This is a genomic window from Pseudomonas sp. N40(2020) (genome assembly GCF_014472415.1).
Taxonomy (GTDB): domain Bacteria; phylum Pseudomonadota; class Gammaproteobacteria; order Pseudomonadales; family Pseudomonadaceae; genus Aquipseudomonas.
In genome coordinates, this window is record NZ_JACSZV010000007.1 from 57,370 (window position 1) to 82,300 (window position 24,931).

16 protein-coding genes and 2 tRNA genes are annotated in these 24,931 nt (G+C 58.7%); 6 read left to right on the forward strand and 12 right to left on the reverse strand.

The window, feature by feature from the left end; all coding sequences use genetic code 11:
• Nucleotides 1–209: 209 nt before the first annotated feature.
• Nucleotides 210–2,627 (forward strand): hypothetical protein, encoded by a 2,418-nt coding sequence (locus tag IAI51_RS07400; RefSeq protein ID WP_316249755.1) that lies wholly within the window; start codon nt 210–212, stop codon nt 2,625–2,627.
• A gap of 448 nt (nt 2,628–3,075) precedes the next feature.
• Nucleotides 3,076–7,122: an NEL-type E3 ubiquitin ligase domain-containing protein gene (locus IAI51_RS07405; RefSeq protein WP_262410311.1), complete on the forward strand. Its 4,047-nt coding sequence runs from the start codon at nt 3,076–3,078 to the stop codon at nt 7,120–7,122.
• A gap of 43 nt (nt 7,123–7,165) precedes the next feature.
• On the opposite strand, the gene dnaB is transcribed toward IAI51_RS07405, so the two are convergent.
• The 7 genes from dnaB to rnr form a co-directional block, all read right to left on the reverse strand.
• Nucleotides 7,166–8,563, reverse strand: a complete 1,398-nt coding sequence (gene dnaB, locus IAI51_RS07410; RefSeq protein WP_187677870.1) for a replicative DNA helicase — start codon at nt 8,561–8,563, stop codon at nt 7,166–7,168.
• Between the two features lie 121 nt (nt 8,564–8,684).
• The gene (gene rplI, locus IAI51_RS07415) at nt 8,685–9,131 is read right to left on the reverse strand and encodes a 50S ribosomal protein L9 (protein WP_187677871.1); all 447 of its coding nucleotides are present in this window, start codon (nt 9,129–9,131) and stop codon (nt 8,685–8,687) included.
• A gap of 19 nt (nt 9,132–9,150) precedes the next feature.
• Nucleotides 9,151–10,044, reverse strand: coding sequence for a hypothetical protein (locus IAI51_RS07420; protein WP_187677872.1), 894 nt, complete (start codon nt 10,042–10,044; stop codon nt 9,151–9,153).
• 36 nt (nt 10,045–10,080) lie between these two features.
• Nucleotides 10,081–10,311 carry a 30S ribosomal protein S18 gene (gene rpsR, locus IAI51_RS07425; protein ID WP_002551829.1) on the reverse strand — a complete coding sequence of 77 codons (231 nt, stop codon included), beginning with the start codon at nt 10,309–10,311 and terminating at the stop codon, nt 10,081–10,083.
• A gap of 28 nt (nt 10,312–10,339) precedes the next feature.
• Nucleotides 10,340–10,762, reverse strand: coding sequence for a 30S ribosomal protein S6 (rpsF, locus tag IAI51_RS07430; RefSeq protein ID WP_095187325.1), 423 nt, complete (start codon nt 10,760–10,762; stop codon nt 10,340–10,342).
• A gap of 307 nt (nt 10,763–11,069) precedes the next feature.
• Nucleotides 11,070–11,837 carry a 23S rRNA (guanosine(2251)-2'-O)-methyltransferase RlmB gene (rlmB, locus tag IAI51_RS07435; RefSeq protein WP_042557396.1) on the reverse strand — a complete coding sequence of 256 codons (768 nt, stop codon included), beginning with the start codon at nt 11,835–11,837 and terminating at the stop codon, nt 11,070–11,072.
• Nucleotides 11,834–14,464 carry a ribonuclease R gene (gene rnr, locus IAI51_RS07440; protein WP_187677873.1) on the reverse strand — a complete coding sequence of 877 codons (2,631 nt, stop codon included), beginning with the start codon at nt 14,462–14,464 and terminating at the stop codon, nt 11,834–11,836. The genes rlmB and rnr overlap by 4 nt, the downstream gene beginning before the upstream one ends.
• A 225-nt stretch (nt 14,465–14,689) precedes the next feature.
• On the opposite strand from rnr, the gene IAI51_RS07445 reads away from it, so the two are divergent.
• From IAI51_RS07445 to IAI51_RS07460, 4 genes are all read left to right on the forward strand, one after another.
• Nucleotides 14,690–14,776, forward strand: a tRNA-Leu gene (locus tag IAI51_RS07445).
• A 181-nt stretch (nt 14,777–14,957) separates the two neighbouring features.
• Nucleotides 14,958–15,044: transfer RNA gene (locus IAI51_RS07450), tRNA-Leu, on the forward strand.
• A gap of 195 nt (nt 15,045–15,239) precedes the next feature.
• Nucleotides 15,240–16,250, forward strand: coding sequence for an iron ABC transporter substrate-binding protein (locus IAI51_RS07455; protein WP_187677874.1), 1,011 nt, complete (start codon nt 15,240–15,242; stop codon nt 16,248–16,250).
• A complete protein-coding gene (locus tag IAI51_RS07460; protein WP_187677875.1) occupies nt 16,250–17,815 on the forward strand; it encodes an ABC transporter permease in 1,566 nt (521 codons plus the stop codon). The genes IAI51_RS07455 and IAI51_RS07460 overlap by 1 nt, the downstream gene beginning before the upstream one ends.
• A gap of 88 nt (nt 17,816–17,903) precedes the next feature.
• Here IAI51_RS07460 and IAI51_RS07465 read toward each other — a convergent pair whose 3' ends face one another.
• From IAI51_RS07465 to hflK, 5 genes are all read right to left on the reverse strand, one after another.
• Nucleotides 17,904–19,838, reverse strand: a complete 1,935-nt coding sequence (locus IAI51_RS07465; protein ID WP_187677876.1) for a methyl-accepting chemotaxis protein — start codon at nt 19,836–19,838, stop codon at nt 17,904–17,906.
• A 139-nt stretch (nt 19,839–19,977) separates the two neighbouring features.
• Entirely contained in the window at nt 19,978–21,267 is a 1,290-nt protein-coding gene (locus tag IAI51_RS07470) for an adenylosuccinate synthase (RefSeq protein ID WP_187677877.1), read from the reverse strand.
• Between the two features lie 54 nt (nt 21,268–21,321).
• Nucleotides 21,322–22,509, reverse strand: a complete 1,188-nt coding sequence (locus tag IAI51_RS07475) for an ATP phosphoribosyltransferase regulatory subunit (RefSeq protein WP_187677878.1) — start codon at nt 22,507–22,509, stop codon at nt 21,322–21,324.
• 314 nt (nt 22,510–22,823) lie between these two features.
• Nucleotides 22,824–23,693: a protease modulator HflC gene (gene hflC / locus IAI51_RS07480; protein WP_123448397.1), complete on the reverse strand. Its 870-nt coding sequence runs from the start codon at nt 23,691–23,693 to the stop codon at nt 22,824–22,826.
• On the reverse strand, nt 23,693–24,865 hold the full coding sequence (hflK, locus tag IAI51_RS07485) for an FtsH protease activity modulator HflK (RefSeq protein WP_187677879.1): 1,173 nt from the start codon (nt 24,863–24,865) through the stop codon (nt 23,693–23,695). The genes hflC and hflK overlap by 1 nt, the downstream gene beginning before the upstream one ends.
• Between the last annotated feature and the right edge of the window lie 66 nt (nt 24,866–24,931).

Here is a 24,931-nt window from a genome sequence, read left to right on the forward strand (position 1 = left end):
CCCCTGAAACATTTTTTTCAAGGATGAAAAAACTCATGACGGTCAAATCACTACCGCGGATCAACGTTTCGGTTGACGTCCACATCCCCACCAGGCGATCGGCAGAGGGGAACATACCCGACGCTCCACACCCCACCAACATTGGCCCGTTGACGTCGCCCTCAAACCGCCACCCCGCGAGGCCGGAAAAATCCCCGGGGGACGTCGACGTGAATGCAATCCTGCCGGCGCCAGCTGTAACGGTCCTCAAGCATAGCTTCACCGCCGATACCCCGACATCAGCACAGCAACCGCTGGAGCATTACTGGATCAGCCCCAAAGTGGCGTTACCGAATGCCGGCATTGAAGGTTTCAGGATTCATAAGGGCCGACGGTATGTCGATTTGTCGGATGGACAGATCGCGATGGTCGGCATGGATCCGGGCACAGGATTCTACCGGGCCACCCGGCCGAGTGAATTGATCCCCTCGGGACCGGTACTGTTGCACGACTCTGACAGCGGACGATGGCATCCCATTAACGACGTTGACTCCAGCGCATTCCCGTTGACCGACGCCAGCCTGGAATCCTTCCGCACAGATCTGCATTTCAGTGATGTCGAACCCGATAGCGACGGTTTGTTTCGGCACGATGGCAAACGCTACGTGGTCATCGAGAACCAAGCGTATCAGGCCATGCAGGATCTGGATGCGTCGTCCCCGGAACAAAAGGTGTGGCGCATTGTTAAATCCCGGGATCCCGTGGCTACTGACGATGCGAACATCTACCGTGCCAGTCGTCGCGGCGAAAGCCGGGCCATTGTTCGAAACGGAGAGAACACTTGGGTTTCGATCTTCGTGGGTTTGAGAGGAGGCATGCGGCGCAACGAGTCGGCGCAAATATCCAAAGCCATCCTGCTGCAAAGGTACGCGCCCATCGCCAATGCCCACAGTGTCCTGACCCAGTCAAACGATCGGTATGGAACTCTCTGGGAGGAGATCCGCCCTCTGCCGGAAGGCAGTGCGGCGAAGACTGCGGCATTGGTCAAACTTGAAGTGCATGCGCTCAAGCACATCAAAATGCAGACTGACTTCGTCAAGTCCCTCATCGACAACAAGGACTGGCTGATCCATTTGAAAGCTGGCGGGCAATACAAGACGGAACTGCACACCTTCCAAATGGAGAGAGTGGACTACCTCAATAAACTCATGGCGATCATGGACTTCAGGGTCATGCCTACAGCAACCGGGGCTACCGTTGAGAACTGCAAAAAAACCATTGCTCACCTGAACAAGAAACTCAAGTTTCTCGAAGACCGTCAGGCGGTGATCGATCAGATCCAGAAAGCATCCCCTGGCGCGGCATATGAACTGGAGCAAATCAGCAACAATGTTCCCGGTGCCGATCGCATCAACTACAACAAGCTGACCGTCTATCTGCGTCTGCTCTCGGACAATCCCGAGAATCCACCCGATACAGGTATGCAATCACTGCGGGCAATCGACATGTTTACGGAGGATCAGGGCCGTTCTCCCGCACGAGACAATCCGCTGGCGTTGCTATTGGCCGTTGATCAAATACGCGAAGAAAGGAGCCAGTTTGAATGGCTGCTGAACTCCACGCAGACGCAAAAGGCAGAGTACATCAAGGAAATCATTGCGCTGATCGCCCCCTTCGAGAAGAAAATCGACAGCAGGCTGACCGAGATTTTTGACCCCTTCGGCCGCCACAATGACTTGCCCAGTCTCGATCAGGATGTCGACTTCGATTTTATTCCGGAGCAACCCATCAATGCCGGAGCAACCCGCCCCTCTGCTCCCAGGAAAGTATTCCGTACTCGTCAACACGGTACCGAACGGGTCTTGGTGGGGGAAAAGGAAACCACACCGGAAGGCGACGTCACGATCAAGGTAACGGACCTTTTCAGGCCCAACGCCCCACCCCAGCACTACGAAAAAAGGCAAGGCGAGTGGAGGCCCGTTCGCTCGCTTGCTTCTGGCCCTCCCAAACCACAACTGATCGACGACACCAAGCGATTACTGGCCAGGGTTGAAGACCTGCTTGTCGAAGCAAAAACCAAAGAAGCCAGAAAGGACAACCCTACGGAAATTCTCGAATTTCTGGATGACGAGGCCGACCTGCTTCACGACCAGGCCAGACAGCTGAACCAACATGCAGGCGCTGCCGAGGATAGCGAGATCACCGACCTGGTGGCACAGCTGAAAACCGCTGGCGACTCATTAACCGTCGAAGGCGAGAAAGTTGTGGTTCGGATGTACAAGAACCCGGACGTGCTGGACATCTTGCGCCTGAATTACTTGCTTGATCACGCAGAGCTCACTGTGACCAAGGTCGTTGATCGCAAACTACTGGGCAGGGGCGATGAAAAATATCATCTGGACGTTTATTTGATCAGCGACCGTTCAAGCGAAGCTCCGTTGTGGGAGGCTCATTTCAAATATGACCGGTACGATAGCGCTGCACTGAACTTCAAGGTCAAAGGCGCTCATCTCAAAACGCTCGAGCAGGGCGCGCGAGGCATCGAATCCCAGCGCCGGGATGCACAAGCCGGGCTGCCCCACGTCGCTATCTGGCGTGAATCCTTTGACGGCAAAACAGCGAAAAAAATATTCAAACTGGCGCTTTAGGATTACTGCAGGACGCAGTAACCCCATCCGAGCAGCAATTTTTGCGGCTCCACGACAATCCATAAGGCAATGACGCCGAACGCCTGATCGCCCTCCTTTGCGGAGGCTGACAGGCAAAATATTCAAGGATGAAACAATGTCACCAAAATTGCCTTTCAAAGGCACCGTCGACTCCCATACGCGACCGGCGCCGGGAAATGCAGCGCGCCCCGATACTCCGCCCCGGATCGACTTCGGTCCCTCGACGTCACATGCAACACGAAACCCGACGGGAGCTGGCAGCTCCGCAGGGGACGCTGCCCCTGATGCCGTCGCGCGCACCCCAACGGTTACCGTAAGCGAGGTTCCCTCCACTGTCGTTATCCCAAGGCCAGAACAACAAACACTGCAGCACTATTGGCTAAAGGCCCCACCCGCGCTGCCGGCCGCCAATGCCGATGGTTTCAGAATGTACAAAGGGCGTCGATACGCCGACGTGCCCGATGGCGGGATCGTGCTTGTCGGCGTTGATCCGGATAGCGGAGAGTTCCGAGCCAGATTCCCCAGCGAACTGAACGCCACCGGCCCGGTGCTGCGGCGTGACGCCAACAGCGGACGCTGGGATGAACTGGAGAGCCGTCAACCGCCCCCTCCCGCGACGAACGAAACCGGCAACGATGCTCTGCCCCGACCTGGCAGTGAACAGGTGCACCCTGCTCATCGGCGACTGAAAGACCGGCTGGCCGCGATAATCAATCGACTGCGCAGTCCGCAAGCCCGCGCGAAGAGGTTGTTCCCGTCCTTGGGTGACGAGCAGATTGCCGCGTATATCCGTTCGCTGGGCAGCGACGTCGAAAGCGGGTTGATCCGTCGTGAAGCCGAATACAAAACGCTCAAGCAAGAGCTGACGAACTGGGTCAGCCAGCACCCCACTTCGACCGCTCCCGGAACGGCACAAGGCCGGGTCGAACGCGTCGCCAGCGAGATCAAGCGCTGCTGGCGCAAAGAGACCGGAACATCGCTGGAACTTGAGCTGCGAAACGGAAGCCTCCCATCACTGAGCGCAGATTTCAGCCATGTGCGGGAGCTCACCTTGACCACTGTCACCTGGTCGCTCTCAGCCGACACCTTCCTCGCCGGCTTCTCGCACCTGGAACATTTGAGCCTGACCCGCTCCGGACTGAGAAAGTTGCCTGCTGCCGTTGCGCAGATGTCCGAATTGAGGGTCTTGAATCTGAGTGCCAACCTGATTCAGCTGGACACACCATCCGCTGGTCAGCTCGGCGCACTGAGCAAACTCGAAAACATCAACCTGTCGGGCAATCCGTTGGGAATGACACCCGACTTCAGCAGCATGACCGGCTTGAAAGTACTGAAACTGAGCAACACGCAACTCACTCAGTGGCCGTCAGGTTTGCACAATCAGCTCGGGCTGGAAGTCGTCGATTTGCGCAACAACCGATTGCGCGAAGTGCCACAGACAACCCTCAACCCGCCAGCCGAGCAACTCAACGCCACCGTCAGAATTAATGGCGTGACCCTCATTGAAGGCAACGCCTTTGCTCCCGGCTATTGGAAGACGCTGGAATTGTATTGGCGCCGTCTGGCAGTTGATCATCCCGAGCTGAGCAAGACGGCTCAACCGCAGGGACTGCGGCTTGAATTCGATATTCCCGGGGCGGCCATGGTCCAACGGATGTACCCGGACAAGGACATCCAGGCGGCCAAGGATTACATTCTGCAGTTAGATGATGGGGAGCTGAGTCGGCGCCTGCTAGAGTTCGATTTGCTGGAAACGCAGTTGGGCGATTACGTGGCCCGCAATCAATACAACGCATCCGTTTCTGCTGGCATTGCCAGGTCATGGGCGCCACAACGTGTAGCAAGAATTATCAAGGCCTGCTGGCTTCGGGAGTCGGGGGAAATACTCAGGCTACCGTCCGGAAGCGGGCCGCTGCCTGCCCTGACCGCGGATTTCAGTCATGTTCGGATGCTTGATGTGCAAGAAATGAACTGGTCGGATACTGGCGACACATTCCTCGCCAACTTTCCCAATCTGGAAATCCTGTCCATTAGCCGTTCCAACCTTCGCAAGTTACCCGCCAGCGTCGGTGAAATGGACAAACTGCACACCCTTGATCTGAGCTCCAACAGCATTGAGCTGGATGAACAAAGTGCTGCAAAACTGAGCAAATTGAGCGGGCTGAAGATAGTCAACCTGTCCCAAAACCCACTGAAAACAGTTCCGGACTTCAGCGCCATGTCCGAGCTGACAACCCTCGATTTGAATGCCACGGGAATCGCTGAGTGGCCGACAGGCCTGCTGGACAAAACGGCTTTGACAGGCCTTGATTTGCGCAACAACCAGCTGAGAGAAGTGCCCCAGGCAAACATCAACCCCGCCCCCGAGCAGTTGGCGTCAAGCGCCCGGATCAATGGTGCCACGCTGCTTGAAGGCAACGAGTTTCCTTCCGGCTACTGGAGGAAGTTCGATGCCTACTGGCGACGTGTGAATACCGCGCACCCTGAGCTGATGACACCAGCGCATCCTGCTGCATTTGATAGTGACAACTCACGAGCGCAGCGGTATCGGCGCCTCTATCCGCGTAAAGGCATCAAGGAGTGCCGTGAATACCTCTGGAACCTGCCGGAAGGCACCGCAGGAACCAGGCTGAAGAGCCTCGAGTCGGAGCTCAACGTACTGAAAACTCAGCTGGACGCCTGGGTTTTTTCCGGAGGAGGCAACCTTCAGGGTTATATTCGCGCAACTCAGTTGGTGGTCAACGCTGTCAACCGTTTCGACCGAACCGCGGCAAGCGACCGGATCATCAGTTGCTGGAGACTTGAAACACCGCAGAGGCTGGCCAATGACAGGACACCCATTGGCCTGGAACTCGATCTCAGTGGCCTGAAACTGCCAAGCCTGCCGGACCTCGATGCGGACTTCAGTCACGTCGGCTCGCTCAACCTGAGCAACATGGAGCTGAGCACATCGCCGGAAGGCTTTCTGACCCGCTTTCGCCATGTACGCTGGCTGAACCTTTCGCGTAATCAACTGCGCGAACTGCCACCAGCCGTGGGAGAAATGAACGGGTTGACCCGACTGTTTCTGCAGAACAACCAGATTTCCCTGTCGGCCGACACCGCCCGTGTTCTGTCAGAGCGCACAACACTGCGAGCACTGTGGCTGCATAAAAATCCGCAATTGCGCATCACCCCCGACTTCAGCCAGATTATCGACATGCGCTCGATCAACATGGCCAACACTGGCATCGACACCTTCCCTACCGGTCTTGCCGATCAGCCATTACTGGATACCGTTGATCTGAGCAACAACCGTATCGAGGAAATCCCCGACGCCGTCATAGCGCCTTCGGACGAAAGACTCGCGCATACTGTCCGCGTCAACAACGTGACCAACGTCACCAACAACCCGTTGTCTGCGGAGACCCACAACCGGCTGACTCATTACAATGATCGTCTGATACAGGCCGAGACACCGTTGACCGGCCGGCATAACCTGTTCGATACGGCGCGCGGCCAAGTCCCAGTGGCAATCCGCAGAGCGGCAGATGATCCAATGACGCGCTGGACAACTGGACTATCGGCGCAAGAGCTGCCAGCCAAAAGAATCCAATGGCAAACACTGCGTGATCAGGAACTCTCGGACGGTCTGTTCAATACGCTTGAACTCTTGATCGAGACTCCCACCGGCCACCACGATCTTCAACGACGGGTCTGGAAGCTGATCGACAGCATTACCGAAAACAATCCCGAGTCCGAGCGCCTGCGTAGTGAAGTGTTTGATCGGGCGGGCGAAGCGACCTGTTGTGATCGGGCGGCGTTCACCTTCGCCAACCTGGAAACCCGGGCGATGATGCACGAAGCGCGCACCCAGGCCCGGGATAAAGCCCGGGGTCCGCAGCTGTCTGCGTTTTCCAAAGCATTGTTCCGCTTGCATGAGGTCGACAAAATCGCCTCGGCAGACATTGCTCAGCGTGAGGCAGCCATCGTCCAATCAAGAGGGCCTCAAGGAGCCGTGATCCTTCCAGCCCCTCATGTACGTGAGGAAGTCGAGATCAGGCTTTTCTATCGCCACCGCCTGAAAGACCGACTAGAACTGCCGGGACAGCCTGAAAAAATGGGGTTTGATCATTTGGTCCAAGTGTCACAGGCGCAATTGGATGCTGCGTACGAAAAAGTTATCGCAATGGATCATTCGCCTGAAGAGTTTCAGGCGCTGGTGTCGAGGGAGTTCTGGCAGGAATTTGTCATCAACAAGTACCAGCCGCAATTCGAAGCACAGCGCCAGCCTTTTCAGGATCGGCAGGCCACTCTCGATGACTCGTATGCAGCCGAAGAACTCTCGTTTGCCGATTACGACGCGCAATCCAAAGCGCTGCAAGCACCGCTTGCCAAAGTGGAAGAGGCGCTGATTGAAACGCTGACCCGACAGGAACTGAGCGAGTATTCAGCCCGCGACAAGGGTGAGGAGGCGGCTGGCGGAACTGAATAAACCGTTGCAAAAGAACTGCTGGCTGAATGATTTCGGCCAGCGGTCACTCGTCGTCGTCGAAGTTGTAGCTGCCCGGCGCAAGGTTCTCGAAACGGGTGTACTTGCCGATGAACGCCAAGCGAATAAAGCCGATCGGGCCGTTCCGCTGTTTGCCGATGATGATTTCGGCAATGCCTTTGTGCTCGGTTTCCGGGTGGTACACCTCGTCCCGGTACACGAACATGATGACGTCGGCGTCCTGCTCGATCGCTCCGGATTCCCGGAGGTCGGAGTTGATTGGCCGCTTGTTCGGTCGTTGCTCCAGAGAGCGGTTGAGCTGGGACAGTGCAACCACCGGGCAGTTGAACTCCTTGGCCAAGGCTTTCAAGGAACGCGAGATTTCGGAGATCTCATTCGTCCGGTTGTCGCCGCCCGATCCTGGAATCTGCATCAGTTGCAGGTAGTCGATCATGATCAGGCCGATGTCACCGTGTTCCCGCGCCAGACGTCGGGTACGCGCACGCATTTCCGACGGGCTGATGCCGGCGGTATCGTCGATGAACAGTTTGCGATCGTTGAGCAGGTTGACCGCTGAGGTCAGGCGAGGCCAGTCATCATCTTCCAATTGGCCAGAACGCACCTTGGTCTGGTCGATGCGGCCCAACGAGGAAAGCATACGCATGACCAGCGACTCACCGGGCATCTCGAGGGAGTACACCAGCACCGCTTTGTCGCTGCGCAGTACGGCGTTCTCCACCAGGTTCATGGCGAAGGTGGTTTTACCCATCGATGGACGGCCAGCGACGATGATCAAGTCGGCCGGTTGCAGCCCGCTGGTTTTCTCGTCGAGGTCGGTGTAACCGGTGGACAGGCCGGTAATGGCGTTGTCGGTGTTGAACAAGGTGTCGATGCGGTCGATGGCCTTGGTCAGCAGATCGTTCACACCTACCGGGCCGCCGGTTTTCGGGCGGGCCTCGGCAATCGCGAAGATCTGGCGCTCGGCTTCGTCGAGGATTTCCTCGGCGGTACGCCCTTCCGGGTTGAAAGCGCTGTCAGCGATCTCACTACTGATACCGATCAGTTGGCGCAACGTCGCTCGCTGGCGGACGATCTGCGCATAGGCCTTGATGTTGGCGACGGACGGCGTGTTTTTCGCCAGTTCGCCGAGGTAACCGAGGCCACCGACTTGCGAAGTCTGACCTTCCTTGTCCAATTGCTCGGCAAGGGTCACAACGTCGATCGGGGAGTTCTGATCGGCCAGTTTGGCGATCGCACGGAAGATCAGGCGGTGGTCATGACGATAGAAGTCGCCGTCGGAGACTTGATCGAGCACGCGTTCCCAGGCGTTGTTGTCCAGCATCAGACCACCGAGTACAGCCTGTTCGGCTTCGATGGAATGCGGCGGCACCTTCAGGGCGGCGGTTTGCAGATCATATTGCTCGGGTGCGGAGATTTCGTTCATGGCCACTTGGAGTCAGGGTTGAAAACGGGAGTACCAGAAAGACAAAGGGCACGACCTGTGAACAGGATCGTGCCCGATGTTAACCGTCTGACGGACAAGCCGCCAGCCGATCAGGTGTTGCTTAAGCTGCTACCACGACAACGCGTACGGTGGCTTCAACTTCGGCGTGCAGGTGCACGGCTACGTCGAATTCGCCTACGTTGCGGATGGTGCCGTTCGGCAGACGAACTTCGCTCTTCTGCACTTCAACGCCGGAGGCGGTCAGTGCGTCAGCGATGTCGTGAGTACCGATCGAACCGAACAGCTTGCCTTCGTCGCCAGCGGTGGCAGTGATGGTCACTTCCAGCTCGGCCAGTTGGGCAGCACGGCTTTCAGCCGATGCTTTACGGTCTTCAGCAGCTTTTTCCAGCTCAGCACGACGCTCTTCGAACGCAGCCAGGTTGGCCGGGGTCGCAGCGGTAGCTTTGCCGTAAGGCAGCAGATAGTTACGACCGTAACCGGCCTTAACGTTCACTTTGTCACCCAGGTTGCCCAGATTGGTGACTTTTTCCAGAAGGATCAGTTGCATGTGAAAATCCTCTTAACTTTTAACCTTCACCGTTCGCGCTATCGATGTCTTTCGACACGTGACGACCGCGAAAATCAATCAGGCTGTCGACAATGGCCAAAACCACGAGCAACGGATAGATCAGCTGCATGAACAGCAACAGCGTTACGTACAACCCCACCAGCCAGAAACCGGCCAGTCGCTTCTGCCCGACCAGCCCATGAATCAGGGCCAGTCCGGCGAACACCAGCGGTACACTGCACAACGGCGTCAACATGGCCATCTGTGCACCGAGATTCGGGCCCAGAAGCATCAACGCCAGCAGTAACATCGCCGGCCCCAGCGGGATCCGGATGGCGCGAAACTCGCGACCAAAACCACCCGGGTTGTACAACAACGCCTGCCAATGACGCCCGACAATCAGGCTCAGCACGCTGACGATCTGCAACAGAGCCGCAATCAGTCCGGTCAGGACTGGTGCAATCAGGGACGCGAAACGCGCTTGCTCATCGACCGACAATTGCTTGTAGGTCTCACCGAGAAGCGCCGGCATGACCTTTATCAAGGCCTGCGCGAGCATCTCGATCTGGGCCGCAAACGCTGCCCCGAGCACCACTGAAAACACCACTCCAACCACTACGCTGACCAGCAGCGTGCGAACCCAGGATTCACTTGCGCGCAAAACCAACGCAAGCCCCGAAGATCCCAGCAGCACCAGAAGTGCCCGTGGATCATCGGCATACAGCCACCAGATCAATGCCGGCAGCAACCCCAGGGACAGAACGCCAAGGGCGTCCGTCAATCCGCGCCGCAGAAGCACAAGGCTCCCGGCGGCAGCACCCAACCAATACAACAACGGCAATGTTGCACATCCGGCCACCACGAGAGTGGCCTGCATACGGCCTCGCATGATGAACTCAGCTAAGGCACGCATGCATTCAATCCTTTGCTACTTGTCGACTGCCCGGTCTCAGCGGCCGTGGCTGTCGGTGTAGGCCAGCAGGGCCAGGAAGCGGGCGCGCTTGATAGCGGTGGCCAGCTGACGCTGATAACGAGCTTTTGTACCGGTGATGCGGCTTGGAACGATTTTGCCGGTCTCGGATACGTAGGCTTTCAGAGTGTTGAGATCTTTGTAATCGATCTCCTTCACGTCTTCAGCGGTGAAGCGGCAGAATTTACGACGACGGAAGAAACGTGCCATTTGATAGGCTCCTTAAAAGGTCCGTGGATTACTCGTCAGCGTTATCGCTGTTGTCGCTGTCATCACTATCAGCGCCTTCAGCGCCTTCGTGCTCAGGACGGTCGCGACGCTCACGGCGCTCACTGCGGTTTTCTTCAGCCTTGAGCATCTCGGATTGGCCGGTAACGGCTTCTTCGCGACGGATGACCAGGTTACGGATCACTGCATCGTTGTAGCGGAAGTTGTCTTCCAGCTCGGCCAGAGCCTTGCCAGTGCACTCAACGTTCAGCATCACGTAGTGAGCCTTGTGAACATTGTTGATTGCGTAGGCCAGTTGACGACGGCCCCAATCTTCCAGACGGTGGATTTTGCCGCCGTCTTCTTCGATCAGCTTGGTGTAACGCTCAACCATGCCGCCGACTTGCTCGCTTTGATCCGGGTGGACCAAAAAGATGATTTCGTAATGACGCATGAATGCTCCTTACGGGTTGTAGCCTGCCGCTCAAAAACGGTCAGACAAGGAGTGAATGACACTTATGGACTTGCCGGCGCGGGGCACATGCGTGCCTGCCGTCACAGCAAGGGGCGCAATTGTAGAGAAGGGACTGAAGAGGTGCAAGGCAATTGGTGATTATTTGAACAATCCCCGATTCATGCCACACCACAAAACACTGTGGGAGCGAGCCTGCTCGCGAATGCGGTCTGTCAGGCAACATTTACGTCGACTGACACTCCCCTTTCGCGAGCAGGCTCGCTCCCACATTTGTACCGTGTTCGACTCAGGACTTCTTCGCGGAAGCCTTGGCTTTCGCACCGCGCTGACGCTGCGCTTCGAACAGGCACACACCTGTCGCAACGGAGACGTTCAGGCTGCTGACGCTACCGGCCATCGGCAGGTTCACCAGATAGTCGCAGTGCTCGCGGGTCAGGCGACGCATGCCTTTGCCTTCAGCACCCATGATCAGGATGGTCGGGCCGGTCAGGTCCTGGTCATAAATGCTGACCTCGGCCTCACCCGCCGTGCCGACAACCCACAGACCGCGCTGCTGGAGCTTTTCCAGGGTGCGCGCAAGGTTGGTCACTGCCACCAACGGAATCACTTCCGCCGCGCCGCAAGCCACTTTACGGACCACTGGTGTCAGGGTCGCCGACTTGTCTTTCGGCACGATTACCGCCAGCGCACCGGCAGCATCCGCCGAACGCAGGCAAGCGCCGAGGTTGTGCGGATCGGTCACGCCGTCGAGTACCAGCAGCAGCGGCGCGCCGTCGGTACGGTCGAGCAGCTCGTCGAGCATCGCCTCGCCCCAGACCTGGCTCGGACTCACGTCCGCGACCACGCCCTGATGCACGCCCTCAACCCAGGCGTCCATTTCACGACGCTCGGCCTGACCTACCTGAACACGATTCTCGTTGGCCAGTTCGATCAGGGTCTGCACGCGCGGATCGTTTCGGCTTTCGGCCAGCCAGATCTGTTTGACGCGCTTGGGGTGGTGACGCAGCAACGCTTCTACCGCGTGAACGCCGTAGATTTTTTCCAACTGACTCATGACTTCGCCTTCGGTTTACGTGCCCCGCCACTTTTGGCTGGAGCAGAACCCGCTTTCGGCGGGCCTTTACGGTGTTTGCTCGGTTTGGCTGGCTTGCCGCCGGTCGCATTCTCAGGCGCCGACCGTCCGGTCTTTCCCCCGGACGCCGCTTTACCACCGTTTTTGGCATCGGAAAGCAGCGCTTTCTTCATTTCACGGCTTTTGCGCAGCTCGGCGTTTTTCGCCACGGCGTCGCTCGGGCGATAGGCTTCGGCAGCCTTCTCTTTGGCCGGACGACGACCGGCGTTTTTTGCCGGAGCCTTTTCTTCCGAAGCCTTGGACGCTGGAGCAGCGGTTTCGGCGCCACGTTTTTTGCGACCGATCGGCGCACTGATGGTTTTTTCCGCCATCTCGAAGTCGATCTTGCGCTCGTCTAGGTCGACGCGCATGACACGCACTTCAACGGTGTCACCGAGACGGAAGCTACGACCGGTGCGCTCACCCGCGAGGCGGTGATGCACAGGATCGAAATGGTAGTAATCGCCCGGCAGCGCGGTGACGTGCACCAGGCCTTCGACGTAGATATCGGTCAGTTCGACGAACAGGCCAAAACCGGTCACGGCAGTGATCACGCCCGGGAACGATTCGCCCACGCGATCCTTCATGAACTCGCACTTGAGCCAGTTCACCACGTCGCGAGTCGCTTCGTCAGCACGGCGCTCGCTCATCGAGCACTGCTCGCCGAGTTGCTCAAGTGCCGCTTCGTCGTACGGATAGATGCGTGCCTTCGGAATGGTCATCGCACCGGCACGGCGAACGTGCGGGGTGTCCTGCTTCGAATGGATCACGCTGCGGATCGCGCGGTGCGTGAGCAGGTCCGGGTAACGACGGATCGGCGAAGTGAAGTGGGTATAGGCTTCGTAATTCAGGCCGAAGTGACCGTCGTTTTCGGCGCTGTACACCGCCTGACTCAACGAACGCAGCATCACGGTCTGGATCAGATGGAAATCCGGACGATCCTTGATGCTCGCCAGCAAAGCCTGATAGTCCTTCGGCGATGGACCATCCTTGCCTTTATGCAGGGACAGACCTAGCTCGCCGAGGAAGGCGCGCAGTTTTTCCAGACGCTCCGGTGGAGGCCCCGCGTGAACGCGGTACAGCGCAGGGATTTCGTGCTTTTTCAGGAATTCGGCGGTAGCCACGTTGGCCGCCAGCATGCATTCCTCGATCAGCTTGTGCGCATCGTTACGGATGGTCGGACGGATTTCGGCAATCTTGCGCTCGGAACCGAAGATGATCCGGGTTTCCTGCGTTTCGAAATCGATCGCGCCACGCACGTGACGGGCTGCCAGCAACACCTTGTACAGCGCATAAAGCTGTTTAAGGTGTGGCACGACGTCGGTGTATTCGCCACGCAGTTTGCGCGCTTCGGTCGCTTTCGGCGTTTCCAGCATCGCGCTGACCTTGTTGTAGGTCAAACGAGCGTGGGAGTGGATCACCGCTTCATAGAAGCAGTAGTCGGTCATTTCGCCAGACTTGGAGATGGTCATCTCGCAAACCATGGCCAGACGATCGACCTGCGGATTCAGCGAGCACAGGCCGTTGGACAACTGCTCAGGCAGCATCGGCACCACGCGCTCGGGGAAGTACACCGAGTTGCCACGCACTTGGGCTTCGTTGTCCAGCGCCGAGCCGATTTTCACGTAACTGGAAACGTCGGCAATCGCCACGTACAACTTCCAGCCACCGGAGAACAAGCGCAGCTTGCCCGGCTTGGCTTCGCAATAGACCGCATCGTCGAAGTCCCGGGCATCTTCGCCGTCGATGGTGACGAACGGCAGATGGCGCAGGTCGACGCGCTTCTCTTTGTCTTTATCTTCGACTTCCGGCTTGAGCTTGGCCGCCTCTTTCAGAACGGCTTCAGGCCAGACGTGCGGGATGTCATAGGTACGCAGCGCGACATCGATTTCCATGCCCGGCGCCATGTAGTTGCCGACCACTTCGACCACATCGCCTTGCGGCTGGAAACGCGGCGTTGGCCAGTGGGTGATTTTCACCTCGACGAACTGACCGATCTGGGCGCTGGCATTGCGGCCCGGAGTGACCAGCACTTCTTGCTGGATCTTCGGATTATCCGCAACGACGAAGCCGATACCGCCTTCTTCGAAGTAGCGACCGACGATGCTTTCGTGAGCGCGGGACACCACTTCAACGATCACGCCTTCGCGGCGACCGCGACGGTCGAGTCCGGAAACACGGGCAAGCGCGCGGTCACCGTCGAACACCAGACGCATTTGCGCCGGGCTCATGAACAGGTCATCGCTGCCGTCGTCCGGCACCAGGAAGCCGAAACCGTCACGGTGACCGCTGATGCGGCCGAGGATCAGGTCGAGCTTGTCCACTGGCGCATACGTGCCCCGACGGGTGTATATCAGCTGAGCGTCGCGCTCCATGGCGCGCAGGCGGCGGCGCAGGGCTTCGATCTGGTCTTCTGTGGTCAGACCAAACTCTTCGACCAGTTGCTCGCGGGCAGCAGGCGAACCCCGATCGGCGAGATGCGCCAGGATCAGTTCGCGGCTAGGAATAGGGTTTTCATATTTTTCCGCTTCACGAGCGGCCTCGGGATCGAGGGACTGCCAATCGGCCATTAGAGAGTTTTCACCTTGTCTATATACGGGTTAGTTTGGCATAGGCGTCATCAAACGGGAAATTTCAGACTATAAAGGCCCTTCTAAAGCCCTGTATCGACGCTTTGAAGTCGTTTTAAACACCGTCGGTAAAAAAAATCAAAAAAAATCGAAGCAGGGGTTTACAGTTAAAAAGACGCTCCGTATAGTGCGCGCCATCGACGACGCACAAGCGTTTCCGATACTGCCCAGATGGTGAAATTGGTAGACACGCCAGCTTCAGGTGCTGGTGACCTTACGGTCGTGGAAGTTCGAGTCTTCTTCTGGGCACCAATTTCGAGATTGAGACTAGATCAGTTTCAAGGCTCACACAAAAACCCGCGAAAGCGGGTTTTTTGCATTCTAAGGAACGCATTTGTTAAAACCGATTTATTAAAATTAAATCAGGGGTTTACAGATCAAAAAGCGCTCCGTATAGTGCGCCACATCAACAGCGGCAACGCTTGCGATGATTGCCCAGATGGTGAAATTGGTAGACACGCCAGCTTCAGGTGCTGGTGACCTTACGGTCGTGGAAGTTCGAGTCTTCTTCTGGGCACCAATTCAAATCCAAGGTTACGACCTTGGATTTCACAAAAACCCGCGAAAGCGGGTTTTTGCGTTTCCGGGGTTTGAAAAACCTCCGCCCCCTCTCCTCCCTAGCAAACCATCCAGATCCCCGCAAGGCGCACTTGAGAAACAATATCGTTTATCATTGTTTCAAGTTTTTGCAATGCGACAGTGAGGAACCCTGCGAATGACGTTTCGAAATACCCTGCGCCGAGGCTTTACCTTCACCCTTCTCGGCCTGGCACTCGCCACTCCCCTCGCCCAGGCTGCCGATGCGGTTTCCCTGACTCTCTACAACGGCCAGCACAAGGAAGTCGGCGATGCGATCGCCAAAGCCTTCGAAGCCAAGACCGGCATTCACGTCAATGTTCGCAAGGGCAGCAGTAACCAGCTCGCCAGCCAGATCATCGAGGAAGGCGAACGCTCCCCCGCCGACGTGATCTACACCGAAGAATCTCCACCACTGAACAATCTCGGCGAGCAAGGCCTGCTGGCCAAGGCCGACGACGCTACTTTGGCTGTACTGCCAGAAAAATATGTCGCCGGCAACGGCACGTGGATCGGCGTCACCGCTCGCGTTCGCGTGGTTGCGTTCAACCCGAAGCTGATCGATGAAAAAGACCTGCCGAAATCGGTGATGGAATTTTCCGACCCGCAATGGCAAGGCAAAGTCGGTTTCGTTCCAACCAGCGGCGCCTTCCAGGAACAGGCCGTGGCCATCATCAAGATGCACGGTCGTGACGCCGCCGAAGAATGGCTGACCGGCCTGCGCGCGTTCGGCAAGACCTACAGCAACAACATGGTCGCACTCAAAGCGGTTGAAAACGGCGAAGTCGCCACCGTCCTGGTGAACAACTACTACTGGTTCGCCCTGCAACGCGAGAAAGGCAAACTGGATTCGAAACTGCACTACTTCACCGGTGGCGACGCTGGTGGCTTGATCACCGTATCCAGCGCGGCCGTGTTGAAATCCAGCAAGCACCCAAAAGAAGCCCAGCAATTCCTCGCCTACATGGCGAGCGAAGAAGGTCAGCGCGTGATCACCCAGACAACCGCCGAATACCCGCTGCACAAAGGTATGGAATCGGATCGCGGCCTCAAGCCGTTCAGCGAGCTGAAAGCACCGAATGTCACTCCGGCCGATCTGGGCAATGCTGAAGAAGCGCTGGATCTGGAACGCGAAGTTGGCTTGAACTGATGGCCGCATCGTTAACCGCCCCCGCCACGCGCGGGGGTTACGTGCCACGGCGCAAGCGGCCGTCGATCTGGCTGGTGCTGCCGGTATTGCTGTTGGTGGTCATGAGCCTGTTGCCGCTGGCCTATGTCGGGCTGAAGGCCTGGCAGGCCGGCTGGGCCGAGGCGCTGCATTTGTTGTGGCGCCCTTATGTGTTCGGCCTGCTGCGCAATACGCTGGCGCTGATGGTCGGCGTGACCATCACCTGCGGCGTGATTGGTTTGTCGCTGGCCTGGCTGCTAGAGCGCACCAATCTGCCCGGGCGACGTCTATGGGGCGTGATTTTGTGCCTGCCCTTCGCGGTGCCGGCATTTGTCAGCAGCTTCACCTGGGTGTCGCTGAGCGCACAGTTCGAAGGCCTCGGCGGGGCGATTCTGGTGATGAGCCTGTCGAAATACCCGCTGATCTTTCTGCCGGTTGCAGCCACTTTGCGCAACCTCGACCCCTCTCTTGAAGAATCTGCGCGCACCCTCGGCCAGAACCGCTGGGGCGTGTTCTTTCGCGTCACGCTACCGCTACTCTGGCCGTCGCTGCTGGCCGGCTCGCTGCTGATTGCCCTGCATATGCTGGTGGAGTTCGGCGCGCTGTCGATCATCGGCCTGCAAACCTTCACCACTGCGATCTATCAACAGTTCGAACTGGAATTCAGTAACGCGAATGCGGCGATGCTATCTGCGGTGTTGCTGGCGCTGTGCCTGGTTCTGCTGTGGCTGGAACTGCGAGTGCGCGGCAAAGGCCGTCATGTGCGCACCGGGCAAGGTGCGGCGCGTCAGGCTGAACAGGTTCGGCTCGGACCGTGGGCCACTGTCGGTCAGTTGTATTGCCTGATGCTGGCGATCATCGGCAGCGGGATTCCACTGGGCATGCTGGCGTACTGGCTGGCGGTGGGCTCTTCGGCAGCCTTCCCGGTCGCGGCGATTACCGAAGCACTGCTGTCCTCGCTGGCACTCTCGCTGGGTGGCGCAGCGCTGTGCCTACTGCTGGCGATACCGGTCGGCCTGTTGGTCGTGCGTTACAAAGGCCAACTGGCGATCTGGGCCGAGCGCCTGCCGTATCTGCTGCATGCGTTGCCAGGACTGGTGATTGCGTTGACGCTGGTGTATTTCGCCCTGCATTACGTACCAGTGCTGTATCAAACGTCTGCGCTGTTGCTGATCGCTTATGCGTTGCTGTTTCTGCCGCTAGCTCAGGCGCCGATTCGCACCGCACTGAACAAAGCGGCACCGCAGCTGGAAGAGGCGGCACGCACGCTGGGTGCATCGTCGTTCACGGCGTTTTGCCGGGTGACGCTGCCGATCATCTTCCCGGCATTGGGCGCAGCGTTTGCACTGGTGTTCCTGGATGCGATGAAGGAGCTGACGGCGACTTTGCTGCTGAGTCCGACTGGACTGAACACCTTGGCGACCGAGGTCTGGGCGCATACCGCGAATGTCGAGTTTGCAGCAGCGGCACCTTATGCGGCGTTGTTGATTCTGGTTTCTGGATTGCCTGTGTATCTGCTGACGACGCGGATGTATTTGAGCCGCTGATAAAGCAAAAGATCGCAGCCTGCGGCGGCTCCTACAGAAGAATTTGCGTTTCCCTGTAGGAGCTGCCGCAGGCTGCGATCTTTTAATCTTAGGCCCGGAACTGCCCCAGGCTTGCCTTCAACTGCGCCGCCAGACCATCCAGCACCTTGCCACTGGCCGTGGTTTCCACCACCGCCTGCGCCGCTTTCTCGGCCTGAGCATGTATCGTCTCGACCCGCCCACGCACCGCCTGCGCACCTTGCGCCTGATGCGCCGCCGCCTGAGTCGCCAGGCCAATCGCCGCATGCACCTGCTCAACCGAAGCCTGAACCGACTGCTGCAACCGCGCACTGTCACGCAGCACCAGCAAACCTTCGCTGGCCTGACGCCCAGCCTGACCAATCGCCTCCACCGCCTCACGCGCGCCCTGCTGCAAGGCGACGATATGCGCCTGAATGTCACCGGTCGAGCTTTGCGTCTTGCTCGCCAACGCCCGGACCTCATCCGCCACTACGGCGAACCCGCGCCCGGTCTCGCCGGCCCGCGCCGCTTCAATCGCCGCGTTCAATGCCAGCAGGTTGGTCTGCTCAGCAATGCCGTGAATCACCGTCAAAACAACTTCAATCTGTTCACTCTGCTGCGCCAGACGCTCAATAACTTTCGCCCCGGTATCGACCTGCCCGGCCAGCGCCTCGATCAAGCTGCCGACCTTGGCCGAGGTGCGAGTGTTCTCATCAGTCGCCTGACGAATATCCACAACCTGCTTCAACGCAGCCTGCATGGCATGGCTTTCCGACTGCGCCTCGTCGGCCATTTGCGACAGTGCCCGCAGACTTTCCGCCACTTCGTCACGCTGCATCCCGGCCGCCGCATCGGCACCGGCATTGCGCAGGGTCATGGCACCGATTTCCACGCCGGTACGCTGCGCCACATCGCCCGCCTCGCGCACGATCGGCTGCAACTTATCGACAAAGCGATTGACCGCCGAGGCCATGTCGCCGATCTCGTCCTTGCTGTTGATCTGCACCCGCTTGGTCAGGTCGCCTTCGCCCGCCGCCAGATCGTCCATGGCGGCATTGAGCATCTTCAAGCGATTGACCACGCGATGGCCGAGCACCACGGCCAGCAACAGCAGCACGCCGCAGCCGACCAGCGCCAGGCCCATGCCGATCCGCCAGCGCAAAGTCGCTGCGGCATCCTGCACGGTGCTGGCGGTGTTAGCTTTCATCTCGGTGGCGGTGGATTGCGCTGATTGCAATCGCGCACGCATCGCCGTCGCGCTATCGGCTGCGGCGCCTTTTAGGCTGTCACCGACCAATTGATCGCTGCTGGCAATCAGCGCGGTGAAACGCTTGTCGAGGGCGGCCAGATCGGTTTCCACCGAAGCCGTGGAAACCCCCATCAGCACCTTGCCGATTTCCACGCCATTCGGATTGATCGAAGCCTCGAGGTAGTAGACCGACGGATCGTTCTTCGCCGCATCCAGCACTTTATCCAGCGCACGCTCGCCCTGGCCCTTTTCCAGCAAGGCCTTGTTAATCGGGTTTTCGCGGTTGAGGTAGCGGGTCAGGTGCTGGCCGGTGGCGTCGTCGTAGACCACGAACAACACGTTGGGATTGCGCTGGGCGCGACGGGCAAATTCCGACAGGGTTGGCACATCGCTGTCCCACATGGCGCGGGGCGCAACGGAGGCGAGCAACTGGGCCATGTCGTTGGCCGAGTCCTTCAGATCCTTTTCCAATGTCGCGCGCAACTGTGCCTGTTCGTCCTTCAGTCGCGTGGACAAACCGGCCGTCAGACGCTGGCGGGTACTGGCGGACAAGGCGTCGAGGCTCGACGTGACTTCACGCCCGGCCTGCTCCAGTTCACCGGAGAGCTTCTGGCTATCGGCACCGAGGCGCACCGCCAAATCGGCTTCCAGAGCCGTGACCGTGCTCCGCGTCAGGGCAACGGCCACCAGCACCTGCACCAAAAGGGCGATACCAAGGGTAACGAACACGGGCCGCAACAAACGGCTTTGTAACAGTGAGAGAACGGCTGACACTATGAATCCCTCTACTTCTGACGCCATTAATTTGATGGCACTCTTGTAGACAGATTCACAGCAAAGGTCATGCCGTCCAACAGGCATAAACAACAAAGGCCCCGATTAAGGGGCCTTTGTTTTTTACATCAACGACTTATCAAGCAAACGGATGACGCAGAACGATGGTTTCGTTGCGATCCGGGCCCGTCGAAATAATGTCGATCGGCGCGCCGATCAACTCTTCAACGCGCTTGATGTAGGCACGAGCGTTAGCTGGCAGCTCTTCCAGGGTTTTGGCACCCACGGTCGATTCGGTCCAGCCCGGCACTTCTTCGTACACAGGCTGAAGGCCCACGTAGCTGTCAGCGTCAGTTGGGGCAACGGCGTTGCCTTGCGCATCTTTGTAACCGACGCAGATGTTGATGGTTTCCAGGCCGTCGAGTACGTCCAGCTTGGTCAGGCAGATACCCGAGATGCTGTTCACGTCGATAGCGCGACGCAGGATAACGGCGTCGAACCAGCCGCAACGACGGGCACGGCCGGTGGTAGCGCCGAACTCGTGACCTTGTTTGGCCAGGTGCGCACCCACTTCGTCGAACAGCTCAGTCGGGAATGGGCCCGAACCTACGCGAGTGGTGTAAGCCTTGGTGATGCCCAGGATGTAGTCCAGGAACATCGGGCCAACACCCGAACCGGTCGCTACGCCACCCGCGGTGGTGTTGGAGCTGGTCACGTACGGATAGGTGCCGTGGTCGATGTCGAGCAACGAACCCTGGGCGCCTTCGAACATGATGTCTTTGCCGGCGCGACGCAGGTCGTGCAACTCGGCCGTCACGTCCAGCATCAGCGGCTTGAGCAGCTCAGCGTACTCTTTGCACTCGGCAAGGGTCTTGTCGTAGTCGATGGCAGGCTCTTTGTAGTAACCCACCAGCATGAAGTTGTGGTAGTCCACCAGTTCACGCAGCTTGTCTTCAAAGCGCGGCATGTTGAGCAGATCGCCAACACGCAGGCCACGACGTGCAACCTTGTCTTCGTAAGCCGGGCCGATACCGCGACCGGTAGTACCGATCTTCAGCTCGCCACGGGCCTTTTCACGGGCCTGGTCCAGCGCCACGTGGAAGGACAGGATCAGCGGGCAGGACGGGCTGATGCGCAGGCGCTCGCGCACCGGTACGCCTTTCTCTTCCAGCTTGATGATCTCGCGCAGCAGGGCGTCAGGTGCAACCACCACGCCGTTGCCGATCAGGCACTGCACGCCTTCGCGCAGTACGCCCGACGGAATCAGGTGCAAGACGGTTTTCTCGCCGTCGATCACCAGGGTGTGACCAGCGTTGTGGCCACCTTGGTAGCGCACTACGGCGGCAGCATGTTCGGTCAGCAGATCAACGATCTTGCCTTTGCCCTCATCACCCCACTGGGTGCCCAGGACTACGACATTCTTACCCATAACACTTGTCCTCATTCGCGCAAACTTGGTGCCGGCGATAGCCGGCAGGAAAACTCAAGAAGCCAGTGGCGATACTTGCCAAAGCCCGTTCTGCTGAATCAATTGCCGGTCGCAGTCCGCATCACGGGCGGCGGCCAAAGGTTGTCCAGGCAATGCCTGAACGACACGCTGACCCTCACTGCGCAACTGGCAAACCTGCTGCCAGAGTGCCGCATCCGTACTGTCAGGCATCCAGATACCGCCAGACGGTAACTCGATCTCAGCACGCCCCAGGGTCACCAGGGTTTTCAAATCAGTGGAGAAGCCGGTTGCCGGACGGGCGCGACCGAAGTCGGCGCCGATGTCGTCGTAGCGACCGCCCTGAGCGATGGACTGGCCAACGCCCGGCACGAACACCGCGAACACCACACCGGTGTGGTAGTGGTAGCCGCGCAACTCGCCCAGATCAAAATACAGCGGCAGCTCCGGGAAGCGCGCCGACAGACGCTCGGCGATCGCCAGCAAATCTTCCAGTGCTGCCAGCACCGGCGCCGGCGCATCGGCCAGACGCTCGCGGGCAGCAGCCAGCACTTCACGGCCGCCACACAGATCGACCAGCGCGCGCAGCATGCCGGACAGATCGGCCGGCAGGCCTTCGGTCAAGGTAATGACCTCGTCGATGGCCTTGCGTTGCAACGCATCGAACAACTGCTGCTCGACTTCACCGGACAGACCGGCGGCGCGCGCCAGGCCACGGTAGATGCCGACGTGACCGAGATCCATGTGCACATCCGGCACATCGGCCAGTTGCAGCATGGCCAGCATCAGGCTGATGACTTCGACGTCGCTGCTCGGGCTGGCATCGCCGTACAACTCGGCGCCCAATTGAATCGGGCTGCGCGAGGACGACAGTGCACGCGGTTGGGCGTGCAGTACGCTGCCGGCGTAGCACAGACGGCTCGGGCCCTCGCGACGCAGGGTGTGCGCATCGATGCGTGCCACTTGCGGCGTGATGTCAGCGCGGAAACCCATCTGCCGGCCCGACTGCGGGTCGATGACCTTGAAGGTACGCAGATCCAGGTCCTGGCCCGCGCCGGTCAGCAGGGATTCCAGGTACTCGATATGGGGGGTCACGACAAACTCGTAACCCCAGCTCTGGAACAGATCCAACACCTGACGACGCGCAACTTCAATGCGCGCCGCTTCCGGTGGCAGTACTTCTTCGATGCCATCTGGCAGCAGCCAGCGGTCTACCGTTGCCATTACGCCATTCCCCTTTGATCCGGGCGGCCAGCACTAGGGCGAGCCTTGAGTGAAGCAGAAAATGACCGGTCCGTTCAAAACGCACGCGCATGAACGACGCAGCGAAAGGCCTGATACCGGCCTCGCCCATCACTTTCCTCGAAAAACTGTTCGGGCTGTTCAACCCGATGTTCTGCAGCAAAAACAGCAATCAAACATGCAGACGCAAAAAAGCCGGGAATTTCCCGGCTGCCGCATCATACACACGTTTTCCCAAAGGATCACCCCGCCCGAGGTTTTAGCCGCCGGGCGGAACGATTCAGGTCAACGTCGTATCAAGGCTTGGACTTTTCCAGATAGCGGAAGAAGTCGCTGCTTGGGTCGAGGACCAGGACGTCGGATTTGTTCGCGAAGCTTTCACGGTAGGCGCGCAGGCTACGGTAGAAACCGTAGAATTCCTGATCCTGGCCGTAGGCCTTGGAGTAGATCGCAGCGGCCTGGGCGTCACCGTCACCGCGAATCTCTTCGGATTCACGATAGGCTTCAGCCAGCAGCACACGGCGTTGGCGATCAGCGTCGGCACGGATGCCTTCTGCCAGCTCGTTACCCTTGGCGCGGTGCTCGCGAGCTTCACGCTCACGCTCGGTGCTCATACGTTCAAACACACTGCGGTTCACTTCTTTCGGCAGATCGATGGTCTTGACCCGGACATCGACAACTTCGATACCCAGCTCCTTTTCCGCCATCTTGTTCAGCGAAGCAGTGATGTCAGCCATCAGCGCATCACGCTCACCAGACACAACTTCGTGCAGGGTGCGCTTACCGAACTGGTCACGCAGACCGGATTCCAGACGACGGGACAGGCGCTCGTCGGCGATTTGCTTGAGGCCGGAAGTTGCGGTGTAGAAGCGCTCGGCATCTTTCACGCGCCACTTGGCGTAGGCATCGACCATCACGGCTTTCTTTTCCAGGGTCAGGAAACGCTGCGTCGGTGCATCCAGCGTCATCAGACGTGCGTCGAATTTACGCACCTGGTTAACGTAAGGCACTTTCACATGCAGACCCGGCTGAACATCCGCCTGCACCACACGACCGAATTGCAGCAACACCGCGCGCTCGGTCTGAGCGACGATGTAGAAGCAGTTCCAGCCAACCAGTACCACGACAACGCCAACGATCAGGGCGATCAGCGATTTATTGCTCATCAGCGGGTCTCCCTTGTACGCGACTGCGGCACGTCAGTGACATGCGGCGTGACATCCGTGTTGCTGGCGGCAGCCGAACCGGTGACCGGTGCATTGCTGCCCGAACTGTTCTGAATCATTTTGTCCAACGGCAAGTAAAGCAGGTTGCTCTGGCCGTCTTTATTACCGGTCACGAGTACCTTGCTGGTATTGCTGAAGACTTCCTGCATGGTGTCCAGATACAGACGCTGGCGGGTGACTTCAGGGGCCTTGCGATACTCGGCGACCAGTTTGGTAAAGCGATCTGCCTCACCCTTGGCGCGCGAAACCGTTTCGTCGCGATAACCGTTGGCATCTTCAAGGATGCGCTGGGCCTGACCACGGGCTTCCGGCACCACGCCGTTGGCGTAGGTTTCAGCCTGGTTGCGCGAACGCTGCTCGTCTTCACGGGCGCGGATCACGTCATCAAAGGCTTCCTGCACTTCACGCGGTGCGGCTGCGCTCTGTACGTTGACCTGAGTGACGGTGATGCCGGTGCGATAGGTATCGAGGAAGCGTTGCAGACGCTCCTTGATTTCGCTGGCCATCAATTCACGACCTTCGGTCAGCACCTGGTCCATGGCAGTCGAACCCACCACGTGGCGCAAGGCGCTGTCGGTCGCATGCTGCAGGCTGATTTCCGGCTGATCGACGTTCAGCACGAAATCCTGCAGGTTGCTGATCTTGTACTGCACGGTCAGCGGCACTTCGACGATGTTCTCGTCTTCGGTCAGCATCTGGCCCTGCTTGGTGTAGGCACGCTCACGCGTGACGTTTTCCATGTACTTTTTATCGATCGGCGGGAAGTAGATGTTCAGGCCGGGGCCGACGGTTTCGTAGTACTTGCCGAAGCGCAGCACCACGGCTTGCTCCTGCTCGTCGACCACATAGACCGCGCTGTACAGCCAGACGGCCGCCAGCACAACGAGGCCGATACCGAGCAGAGCGCCGAAGCCGCCACTACTCCTGCCCGAACCACCGCCGTCATCACCACCGCGTTTCTTACCACCACCGAACAACCCGTTCAGGCTTTCCTGCAGCTTTCGGAAGGCCTCGTCGAGATCCGGTGGCCCCTTGCGGTCGCCGTTATTGCGGCGCTTGCCACCCCAAGGATCCTGATTGTTCGAGTTGCCACCCGGCTCATTCCAAGCCATAGCGCTCTCCATCTGATAAAGCAAAGACGCACCCACGGCGCGCCGACCAATGCTACAGAATGCCTG

Coding starts and splice junctions, on each gene's coding strand:
- IAI51_RS07405 (WP_262410311.1), top strand. CDS start 3,076: ATGTACAAAGGGCGTCGATACGCCGACGTGCCCGATGGCGGGATCGTG.
- dnaB (WP_187677870.1), bottom strand. CDS start 8,563: ATGAACGAAATCTCCGCACCCGAGCAATATGATCTGCAAACCGCCGCC.
- rplI (WP_187677871.1), bottom strand. CDS start 9,131: ATGCAACTGATCCTTCTGGAAAAAGTCACCAATCTGGGCAACCTGGGT.
- IAI51_RS07420 (WP_187677872.1), bottom strand. CDS start 10,044: ATGCGTGCCTTAGCTGAGTTCATCATGCGAGGCCGTATGCAGGCCACT.
- rpsR (WP_002551829.1), bottom strand. CDS start 10,311: ATGGCACGTTTCTTCCGTCGTCGTAAATTCTGCCGCTTCACCGCTGAA.
- rpsF (WP_095187325.1), bottom strand. CDS start 10,762: ATGCGTCATTACGAAATCATCTTTTTGGTCCACCCGGATCAAAGCGAG.
- rlmB (WP_042557396.1), bottom strand. CDS start 11,837: ATGAGTCAGTTGGAAAAAATCTACGGCGTTCACGCGGTAGAAGCGTTG.
- rnr (WP_187677873.1), bottom strand. CDS start 14,464: ATGGCCGATTGGCAGTCCCTCGATCCCGAGGCCGCTCGTGAAGCGGAA.
- IAI51_RS07455 (WP_187677874.1), top strand. CDS start 15,240: ATGACGTTTCGAAATACCCTGCGCCGAGGCTTTACCTTCACCCTTCTC.
- IAI51_RS07460 (WP_187677875.1), top strand. CDS start 16,250: ATGGCCGCATCGTTAACCGCCCCCGCCACGCGCGGGGGTTACGTGCCA.
- IAI51_RS07470 (WP_187677877.1), bottom strand. CDS start 21,267: ATGGGTAAGAATGTCGTAGTCCTGGGCACCCAGTGGGGTGATGAGGGC.
- IAI51_RS07475 (WP_187677878.1), bottom strand. CDS start 22,509: ATGGCAACGGTAGACCGCTGGCTGCTGCCAGATGGCATCGAAGAAGTA.
- hflC (WP_123448397.1), bottom strand. CDS start 23,693: ATGAGCAATAAATCGCTGATCGCCCTGATCGTTGGCGTTGTCGTGGTA.
- hflK (WP_187677879.1), bottom strand. CDS start 24,865: ATGGCTTGGAATGAGCCGGGTGGCAACTCGAACAATCAGGATCCTTGG.